Here is a 22,003-nt window from a genome sequence, read left to right on the forward strand (position 1 = left end):
CAGACATGATTTTCCTCGATGCCGCCGCCACCACCCCCGTGCGCCGGGAGGTGCTCGATGCGATGTGGCCGTATCTGAGCGGCGAGTTCGGCAACCCCTCCAGCCACCACAGCCTGGGCGAGGCTGCGGCCGACGCGCTCGCCGCGGCGCGGGCCGCCGTCGCGAAGGTCCTGGGCTGCCGGCCGGGAGAGGTGACCTTCACTTCGGGCGGTACCGAGGCGGACAACCTGGCAGTCAAGGGAACTGCGCTGGCACGCCGGGCTGCCGATCCGTCGCTGGACCGGGTGGCGATCAGCGCGATCGAGCATCCCGCCGTCGAGGAATCCGCGGACTACCTGCGGCGCGTGCACGGCTTCACGGTCGACCTCGTCCCGGTGGACGGCCACGGGTTGGTCACCCCGGAGGCCTTCGCCGCCGTGCTGCGTCCGGAGACCGCGCTCGCCAGCATCATGTACGCCAATAACGAGGTGGGCACGGTGCAGCCGGTCCCCGAACTGGCAGCGCTCGCGGCAGGAAGGGGCATCCCGTTCCACACCGACGCCGTCCAGGCCGCAGGCTGGCTGCCCCTCGGCGTCAAGGATCTCGGCGTGGACGCGCTCAGCATTTCCGGGCACAAACTCGGGGCGCCCAAGGGCTCGGGCGTGCTCTTCGCGAAGGGGCGGCTGAGGATCGAGCCCCTGGTCCACGGCGGCGGACAGGAACGCGGGCGCCGCTCGGGCACGGAAAACGTCGCCGGCGCTGTGGCCCTTGCGACGGCACTGACCCTCGCGGCGGAAGAACAGCAGCTCCTTGCCGCGCACGTGGCTGCGCTGCGGGACGCGTTCATCCGGGCTGTCATGGAGGCTGTGCCCGGGGCCGTGCTGACCGGCCACCCCGAACAACGGCTGCCCTCCGTGGCGTCGTTCTGCTTCCCCGGCACCAGCGGGGAGTCCGTGCTGCTGGAACTCGAACGCCGCGGCGTGGTCTGCTCCAGCGGTTCGGCCTGTGCTGCCGGATCGGACGCGCCGTCGCCTGTATTGCTGGCCCTCGGCCTCGAAGCGGAACTCGCGCAGACGGCCGTGCGCTTCAGCTTCACGTCCGCGGTGACCGAAGCGGAACTCGGGCAGGCCGCCGCAGCGGTGGGCGACGCCGTGGGCAGCGTGATGGGGATCGGCCGCCGCTGACCCAACTGACTCGCAGTTAAGGCCGTTTTGACGCACAAAACGGCCTTAAATGCGAGCTGGTTGGGAGAGAGCGCTCAGGCGTGCCGCGCCCGGCGGAAAATCCAGTGCCGCAGCATGGTGAACCGCACGGCCGTGGCGAGGAAGCCGGACAAAGTGGTGGTCCAGAGCTCCTCGGTCACGGTGGCCTCCGGCCTGAACGCGTGCAGTACACCGAGGCTTCCGCCGGTGATGATGAGCGCGACGGCGATGACAAGCAGGCCGTTGAGGTGGTCCTGCAGGCGCTTGCGCCCGCCGGTGATCTTGAAGGTCAGGCGCCGGTTGAGCGAAGTGTTCATGACCGAGGTGATGATCAGGGCGGCCGCGTTCGCGAATTGCGGTCCGAGCACCGGCCGGAGCAGCGCGTACAGTGCCAGGGAACTGGCAGTACAGATGATCCCGACGCCGGTGAAGCGCAGCAGCTGCCGCAGCACCGGGTAGCGGAGCAGGCCTCTGTGACGGTGGCTTGGGCGGGCTTCCGGCGGGGATTGCCGCAGCGGTTCGAGCGACGGTGCGGCAGGGTCCATGGTTCAAGCCTTGCACATCAACCCGGCAGGCCCGAACGCGGCCCGCCCCGGCTGGGACCTGGGATCTTGAACCGGCTTCAGAGCCCGAGGTGCTTGTTGAGCTCGTCCAGGGACTTCACAGTGAAGATGTCGTAGCCCTTGGCGAAGGGTTCCGCGCCGCGGTCCAACATAATGGTCCAACATAATGAGGTCCCGGAATCCCAGGCTGGAGGCCGGCCTGAGCTTCGGAGGGGTGCCGACCGGCGACAGCAATGCCAAGGAGGACGGTTTCGAACCGGGATTGTGATGGACGCCTACTGATCGATGAAGTAGGATTGTCAACAATACACAATCCAGTGGAAGGAATGAGCATGCGTCCGTACGTATACGTCCCTGCGGATAAGATTCAGGGCGAACTCGAGCCCAATGGCCACCGTGCCGGATACGACTCAGGTGATCCGAAGACGGCGATCCTGAAGTTCGACACCGAAGTCAAAACCGGAGTCTGGGAATGCCAACCCGGCGGCTGGAACATAACCCCTCGCGAGGACACAGAGTTGTGCTATATCGTGAGCGGTCGCGTGACTGTCACCGACGGCGCCACCGGTAACGTCTACGAGGTCAAGGCCGGCGACGTTGTCGTTCAGCCGAAGGGCTGGACCGGCCGCTGGGAGGTCATCGAGACCATCCGCAAGGTCTACTGCCACGGCTTCGACTGAGCCTTACCAACCTGTCATTATCCCGACGCGCGGGTCGTCCCTCTTGAGGGGCGACCCGCGCGCTTCCGTCCGGCCGCCGCCCTACGTCAGCGCGGCCGAACCGAATGCCACGCTGAACCGGTCGCACCACAGGACCACCGTGTTGAGCCCGGAGATGTCCGCGCCTTTCGGGACCGGGTAGTTCTGGTTGCCGTGAGTGGCCTTCACCTGCCCGAGGTCCAGCCATTTGCCGGAACGGTATTTGAACCAGTCCCCGCCGGCCGCCTGGCTGCTCAGCCAGACCTTGACGTCCGGACCGTCGCTGCTGGCGAGGCCTTCCAGGCGCAGGAGCAGCCCGCCGTCGGGAAGCCTCACCAGGCTCGCCGTCCCGGAGGTGGGGTGCTCCTGGGAAACGAAGGCGCCGCTGGCGATCACCGACGGGAGCGCGGCGGGCTTCGGGGGAAGGGTGGCCGCGCGACTGCCCGACGACGGAGCCGGGCCCGTGGGCTCAGCCGCCGCCGTGCCGCCCGGCGGAGGTATTGTTGCGCCGGGAAGCGCCTCATCGATCGTGCTGCTGGTGAACAGCCGCCACGGTTGGAAGAGGGCTGCTGCCACCACCAGCAGGGCAACGGTCACGGCCGCCGCGACGGCGGCAATGACCTTGTTGTGCCGCAGGAATGCCCTCATCTCCATGGATCAAGGCTAAGCGCGGCTGGGTGGTCCTGCCCGGCCGGAATCCTTACCGTTGCCTTAAGGCTGCTCGGCCAACGCCGGAACGTACAGTTCGCCCACCGGCACCTCGACCGCCAGCCGGTTGTCCGGCCCGGCCAGCGGGCAGGCCCAGGCCTCGTTGTAGGCGCAGGACGGGTTGTAGGCGAAGTTGAAGTCCAGGATGAACTCCTCGTCCGGCCCGCTGCCCCGCATACCGTGGAAAGCGCCCTTGATCGTGTCGATCAGGTATCGTCCGGCGCCGTAGCTTCCGCCGTCCCGGCCTGAGGTGGCATCCCGGAATGGCACGAAGATCCCGCCGCCGTAGCTGCGCAGCCGCCAGACCGCCAGGGAACCCAGGCCGGGCAGTTCGAAGGTGCCCAGCCGGCGGAAGGGAACGTCGCCGTCGGTCCCTGTCCTGACGGTCATTTCCTGTCCGGCGTCTGCAGGGGAGAGCCGGGCGTGGAAGCGGAACGCGGGATCGTAGTCTGCCGTGTCCAGCCCGGTGAACCCCTGTTTGGCCGCAGGCGTCAGCGCCGAAGCGGGGTGGGTTCCGAACATGTGGTCACGCGTCCTGCGCCAGTGCACATGGGCCTGGAAAGGGTCGTCCCGGGCGAGCCGGCGGACCTCGTCATAGAGGGCGAAGGTCCGCAGCCGCCAGTCCGCGATGTCCATGGCAGACATTGCCGCCACGTCTCCCGTGTCGCCGTCACGCAACTCCTCATCCATGCCACCCATACTAGGCTTGCGGCTATGAACAGGAACCGCGTAGCGAACGGAAGTCTGGTCCTGGCAGCCATTCTGCTCACCGCAGGGCTGGCCGCCTGCAGTGAAAACAGCAAGAGCGGGCCGGTCTGGACGGCGGGCTCGGGAAGCTCCGCAGCGGCGTCGGGCACACCGCCCGCGGCGGCGCCATCAGGCAGCCCGACGGCGTCAGGAACACCGGGCGGAACGCCGACGGCGGCGCCCACCGCCGCCCGCTGGAAGAAATACAGCGACGCCGGCCAGAAGGTCAGTTTCGAACTTCCGGAGGAATGGATCGCCCAGTCGGTTGCCCCCGACGCCGGGTCCCTCTCCGGGGCGTTGAAGGTGGAGGTCAAGGACGCCGAAGGCGAATACATCGCCACCCTGCATACCGGCCTCCAGCCCGGAAAGGTCCCGGCCTGCACCCCGACGGCGAAGCGGAACTACGTGGTGCTGAGCAGCGTTCCGCTGGATATTCCGCATGCAGATACGGACGCGACCATTTCGCCGCGCGTGGTGTTCCGGGTGATCCAGGGCTACAAGTTCTTTGGCTCCTACGGCATCACCAACCTCGTCGCCGGCACGGACGGCAAGGCCTGCCAGCTGCGGAACGTTGTGCAGGGCCCCGCGGGCAAGGGCGACATCTACTTCGGGGATCTTCCGGCCGTCCATGCCTTCGCCGCCGACGAAAAGGTGGCGCCCGCGAAGTCCTTCGACACGCTGGGCCAGGCCGCCAAATACGTCGAACAGAGCCCGGACTTCGCAAACGTCCAACGGATGCTACTGTCTCTGAAGGTCAATCCGTAGGAAGCGGATCCGGCCTTCCACGACCATCGGCGACACTGGGGGCTGTTCCGCCGCGAGACACTCCGGAGATCCATGGAACGCAACGTCACCGCCCGGCTCGTTTTCAAGACCGTCGCGAACACCAAGGTGGCGATGGCGGTCGCCGTGGCACGCAATCCCGGCTTCGCGTCGATGACAGAAACACTGAGCATCACAACGGGTGGTGAGGCCGTGCCTTACTCGGAGCTGCAGGATCATCACGGCGGGCGCTTCCACTACATGGAATTCGCCGAACCCAGCGAGGTGGAGGTCGAGTACCAGGCGACGGTGACCGGCCGCGGCGTGCCGGACGAGTCATCGAAGATGGAGCTCATCCGCTATGTGCGGCCCAGCCGCTACGCCGAATCGGACCGGCTCCTGCCCACCTCCTACGCCGAATTCGGCGGGCTGCACGGCCGCGAGCTGTTGCAGGCGGTCCGGGACTGGGTCAACAGCGAGCTGCGCTACGTCAGCGGATCCTCCCGTGGAACGGACGGCGCAGTCGAGACGCTGCTGCACCGCCGCGGGGTGTGCCGTGACTTCGCGCACCTGGCGATCGCCCTGCTGCGTTCCAAGGACATTCCTGCCCGGCTTACGGCCGTGTATGCCCCGGGGCTGAACCCGATGGACTTCCACGCAGTGGCCGAGGCGCACCTCGACGGCAGCTGGTACGTCATCGATCCCACCGGCCTGGCTCCGCGTGAGGCAATGCTGCGGATCACCGCTGGACGGGATTCCTCGGACACCGCGTTCCTCTCCACAGTCGGCGGCAGCCTCTCTTTGAAGACCCTCAAGGTGACCGCGGAGATCGCCGGCGCGCTTCCGGCGGAAGACCCGGCCGCCGCCGTCGTCCTCGGTTAAAGGTTCACGACGACGGCGGCTCCGGCAGCACTGTCAGTCCGGCAGGCCCGTCATCCCGGCAGATTCGAGCGCAACTTCTCGGTCAGCCGCATCAGTTCCTGCTGTTCGGCAGCGGTGAGCGCCGGAAGCAGGAGCCCAGCGATGTCGCGCACGTGCTCGCGCCCGATCTCCTTCTGCAGTTCCAGTCCGGCTTCGGTGAGGCCGAGCAGGACGCCGCGGCCGTCCTCGGGCGCGATGCTGCGCTCCACGAGTCCGCGTTTCTCCAGGCGGTCCACCAGCCGGCTCAGGCTCGACTGGCTGAGCAGCACGTGGTCGTTGATCTCGTTCAGGCGCAGCTTCCCGGTGGGGCAGCGGGAGAGCGTGAACAGGACGTCGTACTCGTTGACGGGCAGCTTCTTGAACGCCGGCCCGGACTGCAGCCTGCGCATCACCGCCACCTGGGAGCGGAACAGCGACTCCCAGGTTTCGGCGGCCAGGCGTACGTCCTTGCCGGACAGGGTGCTGCCGGCCGGCGTAGGACTGCTCATTCGGCGCTTCCGGAGTTGCCGACGGCGGCGCCCGCCGGATCACCCGCCATCTCAGCCAGCTTGGCCGCGACCCGCGAGGCATGGGTGGGGGCGTCCGGCACATGGGCTGGCTTGAGTGCGGCGTACTCCTTGCGCAGCACGGGCAGCACCTCTTCGCCGAACAGGTCCAGTTGCTCCAGCACGGTCTTCAGCGGCAGGCCCGCGTGGTCCACCAGGAAGAGCTGGCGCTGGTAGTCGCCGAAGAACTCGCGGAAGGTCAGCGTCTTCTCGATGACTTCCTGCGGGCTGCCCACCGTCAGCGGGGTCTGCGAGGTGAAGTCCTCCAGGGACGGGCCATGGCCGTATACCGGCGCGTTGTCGAAGTACGGACGGAATTCCTTGACGGCGTCCTGCGAGCTCTTGCGCATGAAGAACTGGCCGCCAAGGCCCACGATCGCCTGGTCCGCCTTGCCGTGGCCGTAGTGCTCGTAGCGCTCACGGTAGAGGCCGATCAGCTGCTGGTAGTGCTCCTTGGGCCAGAAGATGTTGTTGGCGAAGAAGCCGTCGCCGTAGTAGGCGGCGAGTTCGGCGATCTGCGGGCTCCGGATGGAACCGTGCCACACGAACGGCGGGACGTCGTCCAGCGGGCGCGGCGTGGAGGTGAAGTTCTGCAGCGGGGTGCGGAACTTGCCATTCCAGTTCACGGTGTCCTCGTCCCACAGGCGGCGCAGCAGGGCGTAGTTCTCGATCGCGAGCTCGATCCCGTCCTGGATGTTCTTGCCGAACCACGGGTACACCGGGGCGGTGTTGCCGCGGCCCATGATGAGGTCCACGCGGCCGTCCGCCAGGTGCTGGAGCATGGCGAAGTCTTCGGCAATCTTCACCGGATCGTTCGTGGTGATCAGGGTGGTGGAGGTGGAAAGGGTGATGCGCTCCGTTTGCGCGGCGATGTACGCCAGTGTGGTGGTGGGGGAGGAAGAGAAGAACGGCCGGTTGTGGTGCTCGCCGATGGCGTACACGTCCATGCCGATCTCTTCGACCTTCTTGGCGATGGCCACGGAAGCCTTGATGCGCTCGTTCTCCGTGGGGGTGCGGCCCGTGGTGGGGTCAGTGGTGATGTCGCTGACGCTGAATACGCCGATCTCCATGATGTGCCTTTCTGCCAGTCCGCGGGTGCGCGGGCGTTGCCAACAGTCTATCCGAAACTAGATGCATTTGCATCTATCGTGCTGTGTAACGCCTGCGGCCGGGGATTATTCCCGGGCGTCCTGCATGGATGGCTCAGCTCAGCGCGCACGTCCCTTCCCGACGCTCGCAAGCTCGCATCGGGTCCCTCGGGACGACGCTTACGAGCCCTGGGCGGCCCTTCGGCCGGAGATCTTCGGGACCATGCCGGTGGTCCAGTCTAGAAATTCCTCACCGTCCGTATCCGTGCGGTCCACGACGGCGGGCCGTACCTTGAGCGCCCTCAGCAGCGCCCTCTTCTCCCGGCGGCCTTCCACCAGTTTGTAGAGGACAGGAACCAGCACCAGGGTCAGCAGCGTGGACGAGGCCAGTCCGCCGATCACCACGATGGCCAGCGGTCGCGAGATGAAGCCGCCCCCTCCGGTGAAGCCCAACGCCATCGGCGTCAGGGCGAACACGGTGGCCAGGGCGGTCATGAGGATCGGCCGCAGGCGCTGCCGGGCGCCGTGGGTGATGGCGTCGTCGACGCTCATCCCGGCACTGCCGTCGCGGGGGCTGCGGTACTGGTTAATGAGGTCGATCAGCACGATCGCGTTGGTCACCACGATGCCCACCAGCATCAGGAGGCCGATCAGCGCCGGCAGCCCAAGGGGAACGCCGGTCAGCAGGAGCAGGCCGATGGCACCGGTGGCCGCGAACGGGACTGAGACCAGCAGGATGAGCGGCTGGACGAGGGACTTGAACGCCGCGACCATGATCACGTAGACGATCGCGATGGCGGCGAGCAGCGCCAGGCCGAGCTGCCGGAAGGACTCCGCCTGCTGGGTGGTGGCACCGCCGATCACCGCCGTCACGCCTTGCGGGAGCTGCACGGCGTTAAGGCGTTCCTGGACCGCGCTGCTCAGGGCGCCCAGGTTGGAGCCCGACGGCGTCACGGTCACCTTGGCGGTCCGCTGGCCGTTGCTGCTGGTCACGGAGAGCGGAACATCCACCTGCTCCACGCTGGCGACGCTGCCCAGCGCGACCGGACCGGCCGGCGTCGGAAGCAAAATGCCCCGCACCGCAGCGATGCTCGTGAACCGGGTGCCCTCGCCGATCTGGACGGGAAAGTCGTCGGTCTCGATGCGGACCGTGCCGGCCGGAACCGGCGAAACCGTGGCGGCAAGCACCCCGGCCACCTGTTCTTCATTGAGGCCGGCCGCCGTAGCCTTCGCACGGTCAACCTTCACCTGGACCACCGGCTGGCCCGGGACCAGGTTGGTGGCGGTTTCGGAGCTGCCGGGAACGCCGTCGAGGGCCTTGACCACGGCATCGCTGGCTGTCTGCAGGTCCTGCGGCGTGGCTGCGTTGATGGTGACGTCCACCGTCGAGGAGGTGCCGAAGCCACCCTGACGGGCGCCGACAGTAACCTTGCCCGCGGCGCCGCCGTCGGCCAGCCGCTTGCGGACGGTGTCCTGGAGCTTCTCCTGGGCCGCGTCCTCCTCAGTGACGACGGTGAACGTCGACGTGGAGGCGCCCCCGGAGGTGAGCGCGGCCAGTCCGTTCTGGGCATTGCCGGAGGTCACCTGTACGTCCTTGATGCCGTCGATGCCGTCGAGGAGCTGCTCCACCTTTGCGGCCGCCGCCGCGGTGTCGGCCAGGTTTGTGCCGGCGGGCAGGACCTGCCGGACAGTCATGCTGTTTTCGCCGGAGCGTCCCAGCAGATCGGTTGCCAGCAGGGGAGTCATGGCGGCTGTGCCGCCCAGCACCAGCAGTGCCGCCACGATGGTCAGGACGGGGTGCCTCTGGGTGGCGGACAAGATGGGCAGGTAGCCCCGCTGCAGGCGCGTGCGCTGTTCGGCCTCGTGCGCTTTCGCGGCCGTTTCCTTCGCCGCCGCGGCGTCCATGCCGGGTGCCGGCGATTTGAGGAACCAGTATGCCAGGACAGGGACGATCGTCAGCGCCACGAGCAGGGAGGCGAGCAGGGCGATCGTCACAGTGAGCGCGAACGGACGGAACAGTTCCCCGGCCAGGTCCCCGACGAAGGCGATCGGCAGGAAGACCGCCACAGTCGTCAGGGTGGAGGCGGTGATTGCGCCGGCCACCTCCCTGACGGAGTTCAGGATGGCGGTGAGCTTGTGTTCCCCGTAGCTGAGGTGGCGCTTGATGTTCTCGATCACCACGATCGAGTCGTCCACCACGCGGCCGATCGCGATGGTGAGCGCGCCCAGGGTCAGGATGTTCAGCGAATACCGTGTGGCCGAAATGCCGATGAAGGTGATCAGCAGGGACAGCGGGATCGACACTGCCGTGACCAGGGTGGAACGCACGGACAGGAGGAACAGCAGGATGACCAGCACTGCGAAACCAAGGCCCAGCAGGCCCTCCGTGGTGAGGTCCTTGATGGACTTCTCAATGTATGGGGCCTGGTCGAAGGCCGGTGTGAACCGCGCGTTGGAGCCCAGCTCCGCACTCATCTGCCCCAGCGAGTCCTTGACGGCGTGTGAAATCGCCACGGTGTCGGCGTCGGGTTTCTTGGTGACAGTCAGGGCCAGGGTGGCCACGCCGTTGGTCCGGGTGATCGAGGTGGCGGGATCGTCCTTGATGCTGACGTCGGCCACGCCGCCGATCGTTGTGCCGACCTTGGCGCCGGCCAGCGGAAGCCCCTTGATGGCGTCCAGCGAGTTCACCGGGCTGCCGATCTGCAGGGACAGGGACTTGCCCTGTTCCTCCACCGTGCCGGCAGGAACCAGCGCCCCGTTGTTCTTCAGCGCATCGGAGAGGGACCGGATGGTGGCGCCGCCCGCGGCCATGGCCCCGGGGTTGGGTTTGATGAGGATGTGCTGGGTGGCGCCGCCGCTGACGTCGGCACTGCGCACTCCGTCGATCTTCTGCAGCCGGGGGACGGTGAGCCGCAGGAGGTCTGTATTCAGTTCGCTGAGCGGCTTGTCCGAGGACACGGCGAGGAAGATGATCGGGAAGTCGCTCACGCTGCCGGCGAAGGAGCGGGGCTCCACATTGTCCGGCAGCGTGCGCCTGGCATTGGAGATGGCCCGGTCGATCTGGTTGCGGGCACGGTCCAGGTTGGAGCCGTAGCTGAACACCAGGGTGATCTGCGAAACCCCGCTGCGGGACGTGGAGGTGCTCGATTCCAGCCCCTCCACGCTGTTGAGCGCGGTTTCCAGGGGGCGGCCCAGCTGCTTGTCCACGACATCCGGGGACGCCCCCGGCATGGATGTGATGACCGTGATCTGCGGGAACTCGATGGAAGGAATGAGCTCCTGCTTCAGGGAGGACATGGTGATCACGCCGAACACCGCCGCGAAGACGGTGATCAGCGCAATCAGTGCCCTGTTCGCCAGTGAAAGCCTTGCCAGAGCGAACATTGCACCCTCTCCTGGGATCTACGGTTGGGCAGCGTCCGGGCGTGGCCGCAGCCGGGACGGGATGCCTGCGTCTACCGCTGTGTGGCGTCGGCGTTTTCGAGCTGCAGGGACGCTGCGGTGCTTGCCTCGATCTCGGCGGCGAGCTCCGGGTTGTCATTGAGCTTGACCCCGTAGCCGGGCATCATTTCCTTGAGCTTGGACTGCCAGCCCTTGAAGTTTTTCGGGAAGGTCTTCTGCAGCAGCTCGATCATGATCGGCACCGCCGTGGAGGCTCCCGGGGAAGCGCCGAGCAGGGCGCCGATGGAGCCGTCGCGGGCGGCGATGACCTCGGTGCCGAACTGCAGGATGCCGCCCTTCTGCGGGTCCTTCTTGATGATCTGCACGCGCTGGCCCGCCGTGATCAGCTCCCACTTGGCGCCGTCTGCTTCGGGGTAGTACTCCCGCAGGGCTTCGACCTTCGCGTCGTGGCGCTTGGCCACTTCCTTGATCAGGTACGCCGTCAGGTCCATGTTGTCCTTGGCCACTGCGAGCATCGGGATGATGTTGGACGGGCGGATGGACAAAGGCAGGTCCAGGTAGCTGCTGGTCTTGAGGAAGTTGGTGGAGAAGCCGGCGTAAGGGCCGAAGAGCAGCGAACGCTTTCCGTCCACGTAGCGGGTGTCCAGGTGCGGCACGGACATCGGCGGCGCGCCCACAGAGGCCTGGCCGTACACCTTGGCGCTGTGCTGGCGCGCGGTCTCCTCGTCGGTGCAGCGGAAGAACTGGCCCGACACGGGGAAACCGCCATAGCCCTTGCTCTCCGGAATACCGGAGGCCTGCAGCAGGTGCAGGGCACCGCCGCCGGCGCCGACAAACACGAACTTGGCATGGATGCGGCTGCGTTCCCCAGAGGCCGGGTACTTGAGCGAAAGGTCCCAGCCGCCGTCGGAGGCCTTGGAAATGTTGCTGACCTCGTGGCCGTAGTTGACCTCAACTCCGCTCTTGGCAAGGTAGGCGGTGAGCTCGCGGGTCAGGGCGCCGAAATCGACGTCGGTGCCCTCGGCCGCGCGGGTGGCGGCGACGCGCTGCTTGGGGTCGCGGCCCTTGACGATCAGGGGAGCCCACTTCGCGATCCGGGCCTGGTCTTCCGTGTATTCCATGCTGCGGAAGAGGGTGTTGGGCTTCAGGGCCTCGTAGCGGGTCTTGAGGAAGTCCGCATGCTTGTCGCCGATGACGAAGCTCATGTGCGGAACGGTGTTGATGAAGCCTTTGGGGGAGCCGATCAGGTTGTTGTCGACCAGGTGGGACCAGAACTGGCGGGACAGCTGGTATTGCTCGTTGATGTGCAGGGCCTTGGCGGGATTCACGGAGCCGTCCTTGGCTGCCGGGGAGTAGTTCAGTTCGCAGAGCGCGGCGTGGCCCGTTCCTGCGTTGTTCCAAGGGCCGGAGCTTTCAAGGCCGGCTTCGTCCAGGCGTTCGAAGAGGGCGATGCTCCAGTCGGGCTCGAGCTGCTTGATGAACGCCCCGAGCGTTGCGCTCATGATTCCGCCGCCAATAAGGACGACGTCGGCGTGTTTGGTCTTGGAAATGAAGGTCACAGTCAATCTCCGATAGCAGCGGCATTGGCTGTCACAGAATATCCCCGCCCAGCCACATAACTGAAATTGCCGGGAGCCGTCAAGACTTTAGCCGGACGTTTGTAAAAACTTCGTTTAAGACCGGCGAGGCAGGGTACTTTTCCACCCGGTCCGACAGGGCCAGCGCTGAGATCGGGAAGGCGATGGGCACTGCCGGGACTGTTGCCGCGATCTGGGCGTTGATGGTCTGGTACTGGGCGTCGCGTTCAGGGCCTTCAGGCATGCCCCGGGCGCGGTCGATCTTGGAGAAAACCTGGGCGTCGTTGTAACCGAACTCACCGCGCCGTTCGCCGAAAAGGGTGGCCACGAAGTTGTCCGGGTCCGTGTAGGCGCCGTTCCACCCGAGCAGGTGCAGCGCATGGTCGCCGGGGGACTGCACCTTTGACAGGTAGCCGTCTTCCCAGTCCACCGGGACAGGTTTGATGTTGAAGCCGACGGCGGTCAGCTGCCTGCTGATTTCCGCGTAGATCTTTTCCGGGGTGGGCAGATAGCTGCGGGTGACGTTGCGCGGGTAGTAGAACTTGAGGGGTTCGCCCTTGTACCCGGCCTTGGCGAGCAGTTGTTTGGCTTTTGCCGGGTCGTAGCCCAAGGCCGGCGCGTTGTTGTTGAAGCCGCTGAGCTTGGGTGGAACGAACTGGGATGCCTGGGCCGTGTTGTCGATGAAGAACTTCCGGATGAGGCTTTCCTTGTCGATGGCGTATTCGATCGCCTGGCGGACCTCGAGCTTCTGCAGCGGCACCACGGCTTGGTTGATGCCCAGGTACATTACGGAGAACGGATCCCGCTGGACAATCTGCATGCCGTGTTTGACGAGGGAATCGAAGGTTCCCGCGGTGACGAGGTCGTAGCCGTCGATCCTGCCGTTCAGGAGGGCGTCCAAGCGGGTCTGCGGATGGTCCAGCGGAATGAAGTTGAGTGTGGCGATCTGCCCCCGGTCACCCCAGTAGCCCGAATAACTCCTGAGGGTGATCTTGTCCTTGGTCCAGGCGGAAAACACGTACGGCCCGGTGCCCACCGGGTGCGACGCGTAGGCGGAAACCGGCTGTCCTTCCAGCTTGTGGTCCAGGACGTTGGCCTTCTGTTTGGCCAAAGCCGTGGGGGAGGAAATGGCGAAGGCCGGCAGGGTCAGGGCCTGCAGGAATCCGGTGAAGGGCCGGTTGAGCCTGATCTTCACTTCGCCGGCGCTCGGGGCACTGCAACTCTTGAAGATGGAAAGCGAGGCGTTGTCCGAGAACGACTTGAAGACGCTCTTGAACATGATCCCCGGTGCCTGGTTCCTGATCCCGGGTCCGAAGGTGTACCAGCGGTTGAAGTTGCTGCAGACCGCGGCGCCATTGAATGCCGTGCCGTCGTGGAAGGTGACCTTGTCACGGAGCTTGAAGTCGTAACTGAGCCCGTCCTCGCCTTCGGACCACTCCGTGGCCAGCAGGGGAACGGTCTGGCCGGTGGATGGGTCGACGCCGAGCAGGCCTTCCATGACCTGGCGTGTCACGCGGTAGGACTCGGAGTCGTTGCTCAGGGCGGGGTCGAGGCCGAGCGGCATCGCGGGAGTGCCGAAATTGAAGGTCTGGTCCGGCGCGGCCGGCTTGCCGGCGGACGTCGTTCCGGACGAAGGCGACGGGGACGGCACACCGGTACAGGAGCTCAAGGCCAGGGCAAGAAGGCCCGCGCCGATCTGAAGTTTCATCCGGCGTCGTTTGCTGCTTGCCACTCTTGTCCCCTCAAGGCAGTCGGACGGAACACGGCTGGACCCGTCAAACGGATCCAGCCGTCCATATTTGTGCGCAAGGGGGGACTTGAACCCCCACGCCCGAAGGCACAGGAACCTAAATCCTGCGTGTCTGCCAATTTCACCACTCGCGCGAGCGCCCGGCGTCGGGATCCTCGGGTCCCGGCTGCCGTGCCGGCCTCCATTCTACCCATGCGGGCAGCCGCCCGGAGGCCAGGATGCCGGCGTTGGTCAGCGGCTGTCCAGCTTGAGGTCCCTGCGGAGCTTGGCGACATGCCCGGTTGCCCGGACGTTGTACTGGGCCACCGCCACTGTACCCTCGGGGTCCACCACGATCGTCGACCGGATGAGCCCCTGGTAGGTGCGGCCGTAGTTCTTCTTCTCGCCCCAGGCTGCGTAGGCCTCGGCTACCTTGTGGTCCTCGTCGGAGAGTAACGGGAAGGTCAGCGATTCCTCAGCCGCGAACTTCGCCAGGGCGGGAACTGTGTCGGGGGAGACGCCCAGGACTTCATAGCCTGCCGCCTGGAGGGATGCCAGGGAGTCGCGGAAGTCGCAGGCCTGCTTGGCGCAGGCCGGGGTGGAAGCTGCGGGATAGAAGTAGACGATGGTATTGCTGCCTCGGTAGGACTCCAGGCTGACGTCGTTGCCGTCCTGGTCCTTGAGGGTGAATCCGGGGGCGGTGTCGCCGGGGATGAGTCGTTCAGCCATGGTGCTCCTTGCTTGCGTTCGCGACCACCCAGCTTAGTAATAGCTTGGCCGGGAACCGAATTGCCGGCAGTGTCTTTTATATACTGGCTGTTATGCCTGACATTGAGCGTTGGCCCACCGGAAGGCTGTTGTCTACAGCGGCACGGCTCGTGGAGCACGCCTGGAACGAGAGACTGAGCAGCCTCGGGCTCACGCACGCCGGGGTGATCGCCTTGGAAGTCCTCGCGGTGAAAGGCGCCATCACCCAGGTCCTGCTTGCCCAAATCGTGCGGGTCCAGGCCCAGACCATGGGCAAGACCCTGTCCCGTTTGGAAGCGCATGGCTACATCGAAAGGGCGCGCAGCTCAAGCGACCGGCGCAGCCAGATCGTCAGCCTGAGCGAGGCGGGCAGGCAGGTGCTTGACACAGCTGAGCAACTGGAACGCGAGGTGCTGCGGGATTCACCCGTCGACGCCGATCTCCTGCGCGGTGAGCTCAAGATCCTGGTGCGTGCCTTGTCTGAGCAGCACGCTTCGCCCGCGGTCAGCGAAATCGTCGCCGCGTCCGGTTCCGGCGTCCTGCGGGCCGGCACGGAGGGCGGGCATCCGCACTGAGCCGGCGGCCTGGTGGAAGCGGCCGGGTGGAAATCCGCAGCCTTGGAAAACGAAGAATCCCGGGCCGGCTGATGCCGGTCCGGGATTCTCCTTGTGGTGCACCCCCCGGGACTCGAACCCGGAACCCATTGATTAAGAGTCAATTGCTCTGCCAGTTGAGCTAGAGGTGCATTCAGTTGTGGTGTCCAACCCAAAGAAATAACCCTTGAACGCTTTTGCCGCTCAAGGGCCCTTCCCTTGGTGCACCCCCCGGGACTCGAACCCGGAACCCATTGATTAAGAGTCAATTGCTCTGCCAGTTGAGCTAGAGGTGCTTGTCGTTTTCGACCGCCGGAATGGAGTTTTTCCTTTTCCGTTGATCTCCGCAACGACATGTAACTCTACACGAGAGTCACTCAAAGTGCGAAATCGGCCCGGGGTGTTTTGTGCGGCCTACTTGGGGAGCCTGAGGAGCAGGGCAAAATCGGGGTTCCGGTTGTTGCTGAGGACCCAGAGGAGGCCGTCCGGTGCCAGTGCTACGTCCCGGAGCCGGCCGTATTCACCAGTGAAATAAGCCACAGGCGTTCCGGCTTCTCCGCCGTTAATTGGAATGGCCCAGAGCCGTTGCCCGCGGAGCGCGGCGGTGTAGGCCACCCCGTCCACGATTTCCAGGCCGCTCGGCGAGGCGTCGGCGGTTGACGGCCACACGGCCTTGGCATCGATGAACCCCTCGCGGCCGGGGGCGCCGGTCAGCTCGGGCCAACCGTAGTTGCCGCCCGGCCGTATCAGGTTCAGCTCGTCGTCGACGTCCGGCCCGAATTCGCTCGCCCAAAGCCTCCCGTCCTTATCCCAGGCCAGGCCCTGCACGTTCCGGTGGCCGTAGCTGTACACGGGATTGTCGCCGAAGGGATTGCCCGGGGCCGGTTTCCCGTCGGCGGTCAGCCGGAGGATCTTCCCGCCCAGCGCGTTCCGGTCCTGCGGCTGCCCACGCCGCTGCGAATCTCCCGTGCCCACGTAGAGGAAACCGTCCGGGCCAAAGCGGATCCGGCCGCCGTTGTGGGTTGAAGCCTTGGGGATGCCGGAGAAAACCACCGTAGGCTCGCCCAAGGCGAGCCTGCCACCACCGTCGGCGTCCAGCGTCGCCCGGGCTACCCGGTTGTCCGACTCGGACGTGTAGTAGAAGTACAAGAGACGGTCATCGGCAAAGTGCGGGGACAGCGCCAGCCCCAGCAAGCCGCCTTCGCCTCCGGGCACGACGCCGGGAACCTCCCCGATAGTGCTCGCCTCACCGTTCCGCACTGCCACCAGGCGCCGGGAGTCACGTTCGGAGATGACCGCGGTGCCTTCGGGCAGGAAGACCACTGACCATGGAATGTCCAGGTTGAGGTCGAGCTTGGCTTGGAGCGCGGGTCCCGTTGCTCCCGACGGCGTGCCTCCGGTGCGGGTGGGAGAGGAACCGCCGGCGGTTGTGGGAGCGGGACCGGGCGGGCTGCCTGTGCATGCGGCAACCAGCGCGCCGCAGGAGAGCAGGACAAACAGCAAAGCGCCGGCGAAGACCCGGAGACGCGGCCGGCCCGAACCCTGGAGGCCGCGCGTGCGCTGCCCCGGGGCCGGCGCCTCCGGTATCCGCGGCTTCACAGTTCCTCCAGGCAGTCCGGCCGGTCAGTCGCGGGACCGGCGCGGCGGGCGGAAGCCTGCCGCTTCGGCGTGTGCCGCCGAGAGGAACCAGACGGATGCCTGCGCCTCCTCATAGGCCGGCATGTCCTCGTCGTAATAGGTCATGGTGTTGGCGTCGGCCTTCACGGTGAAATCGGCGGGGCCGCTGCCGTCGGGACCGGCCGCGGCCGAACCCTCCCCGTAGGGCTGACCTGCGGCCAGGTGACCGCCTGCGGGCGGTGCGTCTTCTGCGGGGGTCTCTGCTGACCCCTCAGGTCCGGCGGGGACCTGGACCTCGGGAGCCAGGCCTTCCTCGGCGGCAGCCGTCTCGGCGCCGGGCAGGGTTGGTGCATGCGGGGCCGTGTATTCCGGGTTATGTCCCGGGGTTTGCCGCGGCGGGGCGTCGCTCCAGCTGGCCTCCCACTCTGCCTTGTCGGCCACGGCATCGGCGGAGGGGCCGGTTCCGGCAGCAGCGGTGCCTGCAGCACCTTCTCCAGCTGCCTCCTGGGCGAGCGGACCGGCGTCGGCGGCAGTGACGTCGTCGGCCGTCACGCCGTCGACGGGCACCTCTTCATCAAGGACCGGCTCCGCCGTCGACGGTCCTGCGAGGACAGGTTCTTCAACGGGCTCCACGACGGCTTCCGCCACAGGCTCCTGTTCCCCGGAGCCGCCCCCTGCGTCTTCCCAGTCATCCACATCGCCGCCGGCGGCTTCGGCGGCCTGCTCCGGAACCTCGGGTGCCGGCTGCGGAAGCACAGGCACCGGAGCTACCAGCGGCGTCCCGGCAACTGCCGCCGAGGGTTCAACGACCATGCGGGGAGATTCTCCGGAGGCGGAGGGCGGGTTGGCAAGGGCGGAGGTGTCGGCCGGCGCGGAGGTGGAGCCCCTCCGGCTCAACAGCCACCACACAAGCGCGACGACGAGCACTATGACGATGACCCAGATCAACCAATCCACGGCAGGAGCCCTTCTGTTTGAGTGGTGCACTTGTCAGCTTTGACGTTACGGCGGGCTCCCGGGGGTGTCCAGCGGCCAGCCGCCCCGGCAAACTTCCGGACAAAGTTGTACTGGTAGTCGTGGTGCGGCCTTCAGAGCCATAGACTTTGCGCCATGACTGACCACACCCGAAGTGAGACAGGCAACACACCGGACATCAAGCCACGAAGCCGGGTGGTGACGGACGGAATCCACGCCGCCCCCGCGCGAGGAATGTTCCGGGCCGTGGGCATGGGCGATGACGACTTCGCCAAGCCGCAGATCGGCGTCGCGAGCTCGTGGAACGAAATCACCCCCTGCAACCTCTCGCTGAACCGCCTCGCCCAGGCCGCCAAGGAAGGCGTCCACGCCGGCGGCGGCTTCCCCATGCAGTTCGGCACCATCTCGGTCTCCGACGGCATCTCCATGGGCCATGAGGGCATGCACTTCTCCCTGGTTTCCCGCGAAGTCATTGCCGACTCCGTGGAAACGGTCATGCAGGCCGAGCGCATCGACGGTTCCGTGCTCCTGGCCGGCTGCGACAAGTCCCTTCCCGGCATGCTCATGGCGGCCGCCCGCCTGGACCTCGCCAGCGTCTTCCTCTACGCGGGGTCCATCATGCCCGGCTGGGTCAAGCTCGAGGACGGCTCCGAGAAGGAAGTCACGCTGATCGACGCCTTCGAAGCGGTCGGGGCGTGTGCCGCCGGCAAGATGAGCCGCGAGGACCTCGACCGCATCGAAAAGGCCATCTGTCCCGGCGAGGGGGCCTGTGGCGGCATGTATACCGCGAACACCATGGCATGCATCGGCGAGGCCCTGGGCATGTCCCTGCCCGGCTCCGCCGCCCCGCCCTCGGCAGACCGCCGTCGCGATGACTTTGCGCGCAAGTCCGGCGAAGCGGTCGTCAAGCTGCTGCGCCTTGGCATCACCGCGCGCGACATCATGACCAAGAAGGCGTTCGAAAACGCCATCGCCGTCACCATGGCATTCGGCGGCTCCACCAACGCCGTGCTCCACCTGCTGGCCATCGCGCGCGAAGCCAATGTGGAGCTGACTTTGGACGACTTCAACCGCATCGGAGACAAGGTCCCGCACTTGGGTGACCTGAAGCCGTTCGGCCGCTATGTCATGACCGACGTCGACAGGATCGGCGGTGTGCCGGTCATCATGAAGGCACTGCTCGACGCCGGACTGCTGCACGGTGACTGCCTCACCGTCACCGGAAAGACCGTTGCCGAGAACCTCGAATCGATCAACCCGCCGGACGTCGACGGCAAGATCCTGCGGGCCCTGGATAATCCGATCCACAAGACCGGGGGCATTACCATCCTGCACGGCTCGCTGGCCCCGGAAGGCGCCGTCGTCAAGAGCGCCGGTTTCGATGCCGATGTCTTCGAAGGCACCGCCCGCGTCTTCGAACGCGAGCAAGGCGCCCTCGACGCCCTGGACAACGGCCGGATCCAGAAGGGGGACGTCGTCGTCATCCGTTACGAAGGCCCCAAGGGCGGTCCGGGCATGCGCGAGATGCTTGCCATTACTGGCGCCATCAAGGGCGCGGGCCTCGGCAAAGACGTCCTCCTGCTCACCGACGGCCGCTTCTCGGGCGGCACCACCGGCCTCTGCATCGGACACGTCGCGCCGGAAGCCGTCGACGGCGGTCCGATCGCCTTCGTGAAGGACGGCGACCGCATCCGCGTCGACATCGCCGCCCGTAGCTTCGACCTATTGGTCGACGAAGCGGAACTTGAGGCCCGCAAGGCCGGCTGGGAGCCGCTGCCCGCCAAATTCACCAAGGGTGTCCTGGCCAAGTACGCCAAACTGGTGCACAGCGCTTCCACGGGCGCCTACTGCGGGTAGCGCCTTCCCAAGATGCTCGGCGCGGGGCGCCGAGCATCTCGGGTTCCTCGGCGCTACCCTTATTAAGCCCTCCGCCGATTGCTGTTGGCCAGACATTGACCAGCAGGTGGACAGGGAAGTCCAAATAGTGAGATGGGTGTCTTGTCATTTGACACCTCTCTCACAAAGAGGGAAAACTGAACGCATGATCGCAACCGTTACCGGCACCGTCGTCGTACTTAGCAAGCGCGTGGCTTACTAAGCCGGCCGGCAACGATCTGTCACGCGCAACCCCTCGAAGAGCCGCAAGGCTGAGGGGTTTTTTTATTGCCGACGGCAGAGCAAACCGCGATCGCAGCAGTATCCCAGCAGTACCTTTCACTAACTGAAGATCCCCAAAGGAAGAGTCCGATGAGCAAAGGATCGCCGATCAGCCCCTCGCTGATGGCTGCAAAGTCCGCTGGAGCCGCCAAGGCTTCGGAAAAAGTCGACCGTGCCGCTGACGCCGTCGTCGACAATGCTGCAACTCTCTCTCCTGTCCTCGGGCCGAACAACGTTGTACCCCCAACGGTGATGACCGGCTCGGAAGCTATTGTCCGCTCGCTCGAAGAACTCGGCGTCGACGATATTTTTGGTTTGCCCGGTGGCGCGATCCTCCCCACCTACGACCCCTTGATGGCCTCCAAGATGAATCACATCCTGGTCCGTCACGAACAGGGAGCCGGCCACGCAGCCCAAGGCTACGCCATGGTTACCGGACGGGTTGGCGTCTGCATCGCCACCTCGGGCCCGGGTGCCACCAACCTCGTTACCGCCATCATGGATGCCCACATGGACTCCGTGCCCCTCGTTGCCATCACCGGCCAGGTCTCGGCTTCCGTCATCGGCACCGACGCCTTCCAGGAGGCGGACATCGTGGGCATCACCATGCCGATCACCAAGCACTCCTTCCTGGTGACCGACCCCGAAGACATCCCGCACGTGATGGCCGAAGCCTTCCACCTCGCATCCACCGGCCGTCCCGGCCCGGTGCTGGTGGACATCGCCAAGAACGCCCAGGTCGGCAACATGACCTTCTCCTGGCCGCCGAAGGTGGACCTGCCGGGCTACCGTCCGGTGCTCCGCGGGCACAACAAGCAGGTCCGCGAAGCGGCCCGCCTCATCGCCGAGTCGAAGAAGCCGGTGCTCTACGTGGGGGGCGGCGTGGTCAAGGGCCACGCCTCGGCCGAACTGCGTGAACTGGCCGAACTGACCGGCGCACCCGTGGTCACCACCCTGATGGCCAAGGGTGCCTTCCCGGACTCGCACCCGCTGCATGTGGGCATGCCCGGCATGCACGGTTCGGTTTCGGCCGTCACCGCGCTGCAGCAGGCCGACCTCCTGATCACCCTGGGCGCCCGCTTCGATGACCGCGTGACCGGCGTGCTGAGCACCTTCGCGCCGAACGCCAAGGTCATCCACGCCGACATCGACCCGGCGGAAATCTCCAAGAACCGCCTGGCAGACGTTCCGATCGTCGGCTCGGTCAAGGAGATCATTCCGGAACTGAGCGAGGCGGTCCGCAACCAGTTCGCGCAGTCCGGCACCCCGGACCTCACTTCCTGGTGGTCCTTCCTGGGCAACCTGCGCGACACCTACCCGCTCGGCTGGACCGAGCCCGAAGACGGCCTGAGCGCCCCGCAGCGCGTCATTGAACGCATCGGTGCCTTGACCGGCCCCGAGGGCATCTACGTTGCCGGCGTCGGCCAGCACCAGATGTGGGCCGCCCAGTTCATCAAGTACGAGCGCCCGCACGCCTGGCTCAACTCCGGCGGCGCCGGCACCATGGGATACGCTGTGCCGGCGGCCATGGGCGCCAAGGTGGGCGAGCCTGACCGCGTGGTCTGGGCGATCGACGGCGACGGCTGCTTCCAGATGACCAACCAGGAGCTGGCCACCTGCGCGATCAACAAGATCCCGATCAAGGTGGCGATCATCAACAACTCTTCGCTGGGCATGGTGCGCCAGTGGCAGACCCTCTTCTACGATGGCCGCTACTCGAACACCGACCTCAACACGGGCCATGACACCGTCCGCATCCCGGACTTCGTCAAGCTCGCCGATGCCTACGGCTGCGCCGCACTGCGCTGCGAGCGGGACGAGGACATCGACGCCACCATCCAGAAGGCCCTGGAAATCAACGACCGCCCCGTGGTCATAGACTTCGTGGTCAGCCCGAACTCCATGGTGTGGCCGATGGTGCCCGCCGGTGTTTCGAATGACCAGATCCAGGTAGCCCGCAACCTGACCCCGGAATGGGAAGAGGAGGACTAAC

18 protein-coding genes and 3 tRNA genes are annotated in these 22,003 nt (G+C 66.1%); 7 read left to right on the forward strand and 14 right to left on the reverse strand.

The features are described 5' to 3' along the window. Positions 1-5 precede the first annotated feature (5 nt). Positions 6-1,163, forward strand: coding sequence for a cysteine desulfurase family protein (locus ACNQPB_RS10820; protein WP_498751539.1), 1,158 nt, complete (start codon positions 6-8; stop codon positions 1,161-1,163). Between the two features lie 74 nt (positions 1,164-1,237). Here ACNQPB_RS10820 and ACNQPB_RS10825 read toward each other — a convergent pair whose 3' ends face one another. Beyond that, positions 1,238-1,726 (reverse strand): GtrA family protein, encoded by a 489-nt coding sequence (locus ACNQPB_RS10825; protein ID WP_498751541.1) that lies wholly within the window; start codon positions 1,724-1,726, stop codon positions 1,238-1,240. A 350-nt stretch (positions 1,727-2,076) separates the two neighbouring features. Here ACNQPB_RS10825 and ACNQPB_RS10830 point away from each other — a divergent pair, with 350 nt between their 5' ends. Continuing rightward, a complete protein-coding gene (locus tag ACNQPB_RS10830; protein ID WP_498751543.1) occupies positions 2,077-2,424 on the forward strand; it encodes a cupin domain-containing protein in 348 nt (115 codons plus the stop codon). An 81-nt stretch (positions 2,425-2,505) separates the two neighbouring features. Here ACNQPB_RS10830 and ACNQPB_RS10835 read toward each other — a convergent pair whose 3' ends face one another. Both ACNQPB_RS10835 and ACNQPB_RS10840 read right to left on the reverse strand, forming a co-directional pair. Continuing rightward, positions 2,506-3,096 carry a DM13 domain-containing protein gene (locus ACNQPB_RS10835; RefSeq protein ID WP_498751545.1) on the reverse strand — a complete coding sequence of 197 codons (591 nt, stop codon included), beginning with the start codon at positions 3,094-3,096 and terminating at the stop codon, positions 2,506-2,508. Between the two features lie 57 nt (positions 3,097-3,153). Continuing rightward, entirely contained in the window at positions 3,154-3,840 is a 687-nt protein-coding gene (locus tag ACNQPB_RS10840; RefSeq protein ID WP_498751547.1) for a DUF1684 domain-containing protein, read from the reverse strand. Positions 3,841-3,864: 24 nt separating this feature from the next. On the opposite strand from ACNQPB_RS10840, the gene ACNQPB_RS10845 reads away from it, so the two are divergent. Together ACNQPB_RS10845 and ACNQPB_RS10850 are read left to right on the forward strand one after the other, a co-directional pair. Continuing rightward, complete coding sequence (locus ACNQPB_RS10845) at positions 3,865-4,662, forward strand: hypothetical protein (RefSeq protein ID WP_498751549.1); 798 nt, start codon at positions 3,865-3,867, stop codon at positions 4,660-4,662. A 72-nt stretch (positions 4,663-4,734) separates the two neighbouring features. Next, the gene (locus ACNQPB_RS10850; protein WP_498751551.1) at positions 4,735-5,541 is read left to right on the forward strand and encodes a transglutaminase-like domain-containing protein; all 807 of its coding nucleotides are present in this window, start codon (positions 4,735-4,737) and stop codon (positions 5,539-5,541) included. Between the two features lie 50 nt (positions 5,542-5,591). Here the strand turns inward: ACNQPB_RS10850 and ACNQPB_RS10855 are convergent, their stop codons facing one another. From ACNQPB_RS10855 to bcp, 7 genes are all read right to left on the reverse strand, one after another. Further along, complete coding sequence (locus ACNQPB_RS10855; protein ID WP_498751553.1) at positions 5,592-6,068, reverse strand: MarR family winged helix-turn-helix transcriptional regulator; 477 nt, start codon at positions 6,066-6,068, stop codon at positions 5,592-5,594. Beyond that, positions 6,065-7,195 carry an LLM class flavin-dependent oxidoreductase gene (locus ACNQPB_RS10860; protein ID WP_498751555.1) on the reverse strand — a complete coding sequence of 377 codons (1,131 nt, stop codon included), beginning with the start codon at positions 7,193-7,195 and terminating at the stop codon, positions 6,065-6,067. Before ACNQPB_RS10860 ends, ACNQPB_RS10855 begins: the two co-directional genes overlap by 4 nt. A 198-nt stretch (positions 7,196-7,393) precedes the next feature. After that, complete coding sequence (locus ACNQPB_RS10865) at positions 7,394-10,597, reverse strand: efflux RND transporter permease subunit (protein ID WP_498751557.1); 3,204 nt, start codon at positions 10,595-10,597, stop codon at positions 7,394-7,396. A gap of 71 nt (positions 10,598-10,668) precedes the next feature. After that, entirely contained in the window at positions 10,669-12,174 is a 1,506-nt protein-coding gene (locus tag ACNQPB_RS10870) for a malate:quinone oxidoreductase (protein ID WP_498751559.1), read from the reverse strand. Positions 12,175-12,253: 79 nt separating this feature from the next. Next, the gene (locus ACNQPB_RS10875) at positions 12,254-13,900 is read right to left on the reverse strand and encodes an ABC transporter substrate-binding protein (protein WP_498751561.1); all 1,647 of its coding nucleotides are present in this window, start codon (positions 13,898-13,900) and stop codon (positions 12,254-12,256) included. A 94-nt stretch (positions 13,901-13,994) separates the two neighbouring features. Further along, positions 13,995-14,076, reverse strand: a tRNA-Leu gene (locus tag ACNQPB_RS10880). Between the two features lie 97 nt (positions 14,077-14,173). Continuing rightward, the gene (bcp, locus tag ACNQPB_RS10885; protein ID WP_498751563.1) at positions 14,174-14,650 is read right to left on the reverse strand and encodes a thioredoxin-dependent thiol peroxidase; all 477 of its coding nucleotides are present in this window, start codon (positions 14,648-14,650) and stop codon (positions 14,174-14,176) included. 92 nt (positions 14,651-14,742) lie between these two features. Between bcp and ACNQPB_RS10890 the strand changes: the two genes are divergently transcribed. Further along, complete coding sequence (locus ACNQPB_RS10890) at positions 14,743-15,243, forward strand: MarR family winged helix-turn-helix transcriptional regulator (protein WP_498751565.1); 501 nt, start codon at positions 14,743-14,745, stop codon at positions 15,241-15,243. A gap of 94 nt (positions 15,244-15,337) precedes the next feature. On the opposite strand, the gene ACNQPB_RS10895 is transcribed toward ACNQPB_RS10890, so the two are convergent. The 4 genes from ACNQPB_RS10895 to ACNQPB_RS10910 form a co-directional block, all read right to left on the reverse strand. After that, positions 15,338-15,413 (reverse strand) — tRNA-Lys (locus ACNQPB_RS10895). A gap of 68 nt (positions 15,414-15,481) precedes the next feature. Then, positions 15,482-15,557 (reverse strand) — tRNA-Lys (locus ACNQPB_RS10900). 118 nt (positions 15,558-15,675) lie between these two features. Beyond that, positions 15,676-16,860, reverse strand: coding sequence for a PQQ-dependent sugar dehydrogenase (locus ACNQPB_RS10905; RefSeq protein ID WP_498751567.1), 1,185 nt, complete (start codon positions 16,858-16,860; stop codon positions 15,676-15,678). Positions 16,861-16,884: 24 nt separating this feature from the next. Beyond that, complete coding sequence (locus tag ACNQPB_RS10910; RefSeq protein WP_498751569.1) at positions 16,885-17,835, reverse strand: sunset domain-containing protein; 951 nt, start codon at positions 17,833-17,835, stop codon at positions 16,885-16,887. Between the two features lie 153 nt (positions 17,836-17,988). Between ACNQPB_RS10910 and ilvD the strand changes: the two genes are divergently transcribed. Together ilvD and ACNQPB_RS10920 are read left to right on the forward strand one after the other, a co-directional pair. After that, positions 17,989-19,710 carry a dihydroxy-acid dehydratase gene (gene ilvD, locus ACNQPB_RS10915; protein WP_498751571.1) on the forward strand — a complete coding sequence of 574 codons (1,722 nt, stop codon included), beginning with the start codon at positions 17,989-17,991 and terminating at the stop codon, positions 19,708-19,710. 390 nt (positions 19,711-20,100) lie between these two features. Further along, positions 20,101-22,002: an acetolactate synthase large subunit gene (locus ACNQPB_RS10920; protein WP_498751573.1), complete on the forward strand. Its 1,902-nt coding sequence runs from the start codon at positions 20,101-20,103 to the stop codon at positions 22,000-22,002. Position 22,003 lies beyond the last annotated feature (1 nt).

Origin of the sequence: Curtobacterium sp. LFS079 (genome assembly GCF_047977865.1) — a bacterium.
In the GTDB taxonomy this organism is placed as follows: domain Bacteria; phylum Actinomycetota; class Actinomycetes; order Actinomycetales; family Micrococcaceae; genus Arthrobacter.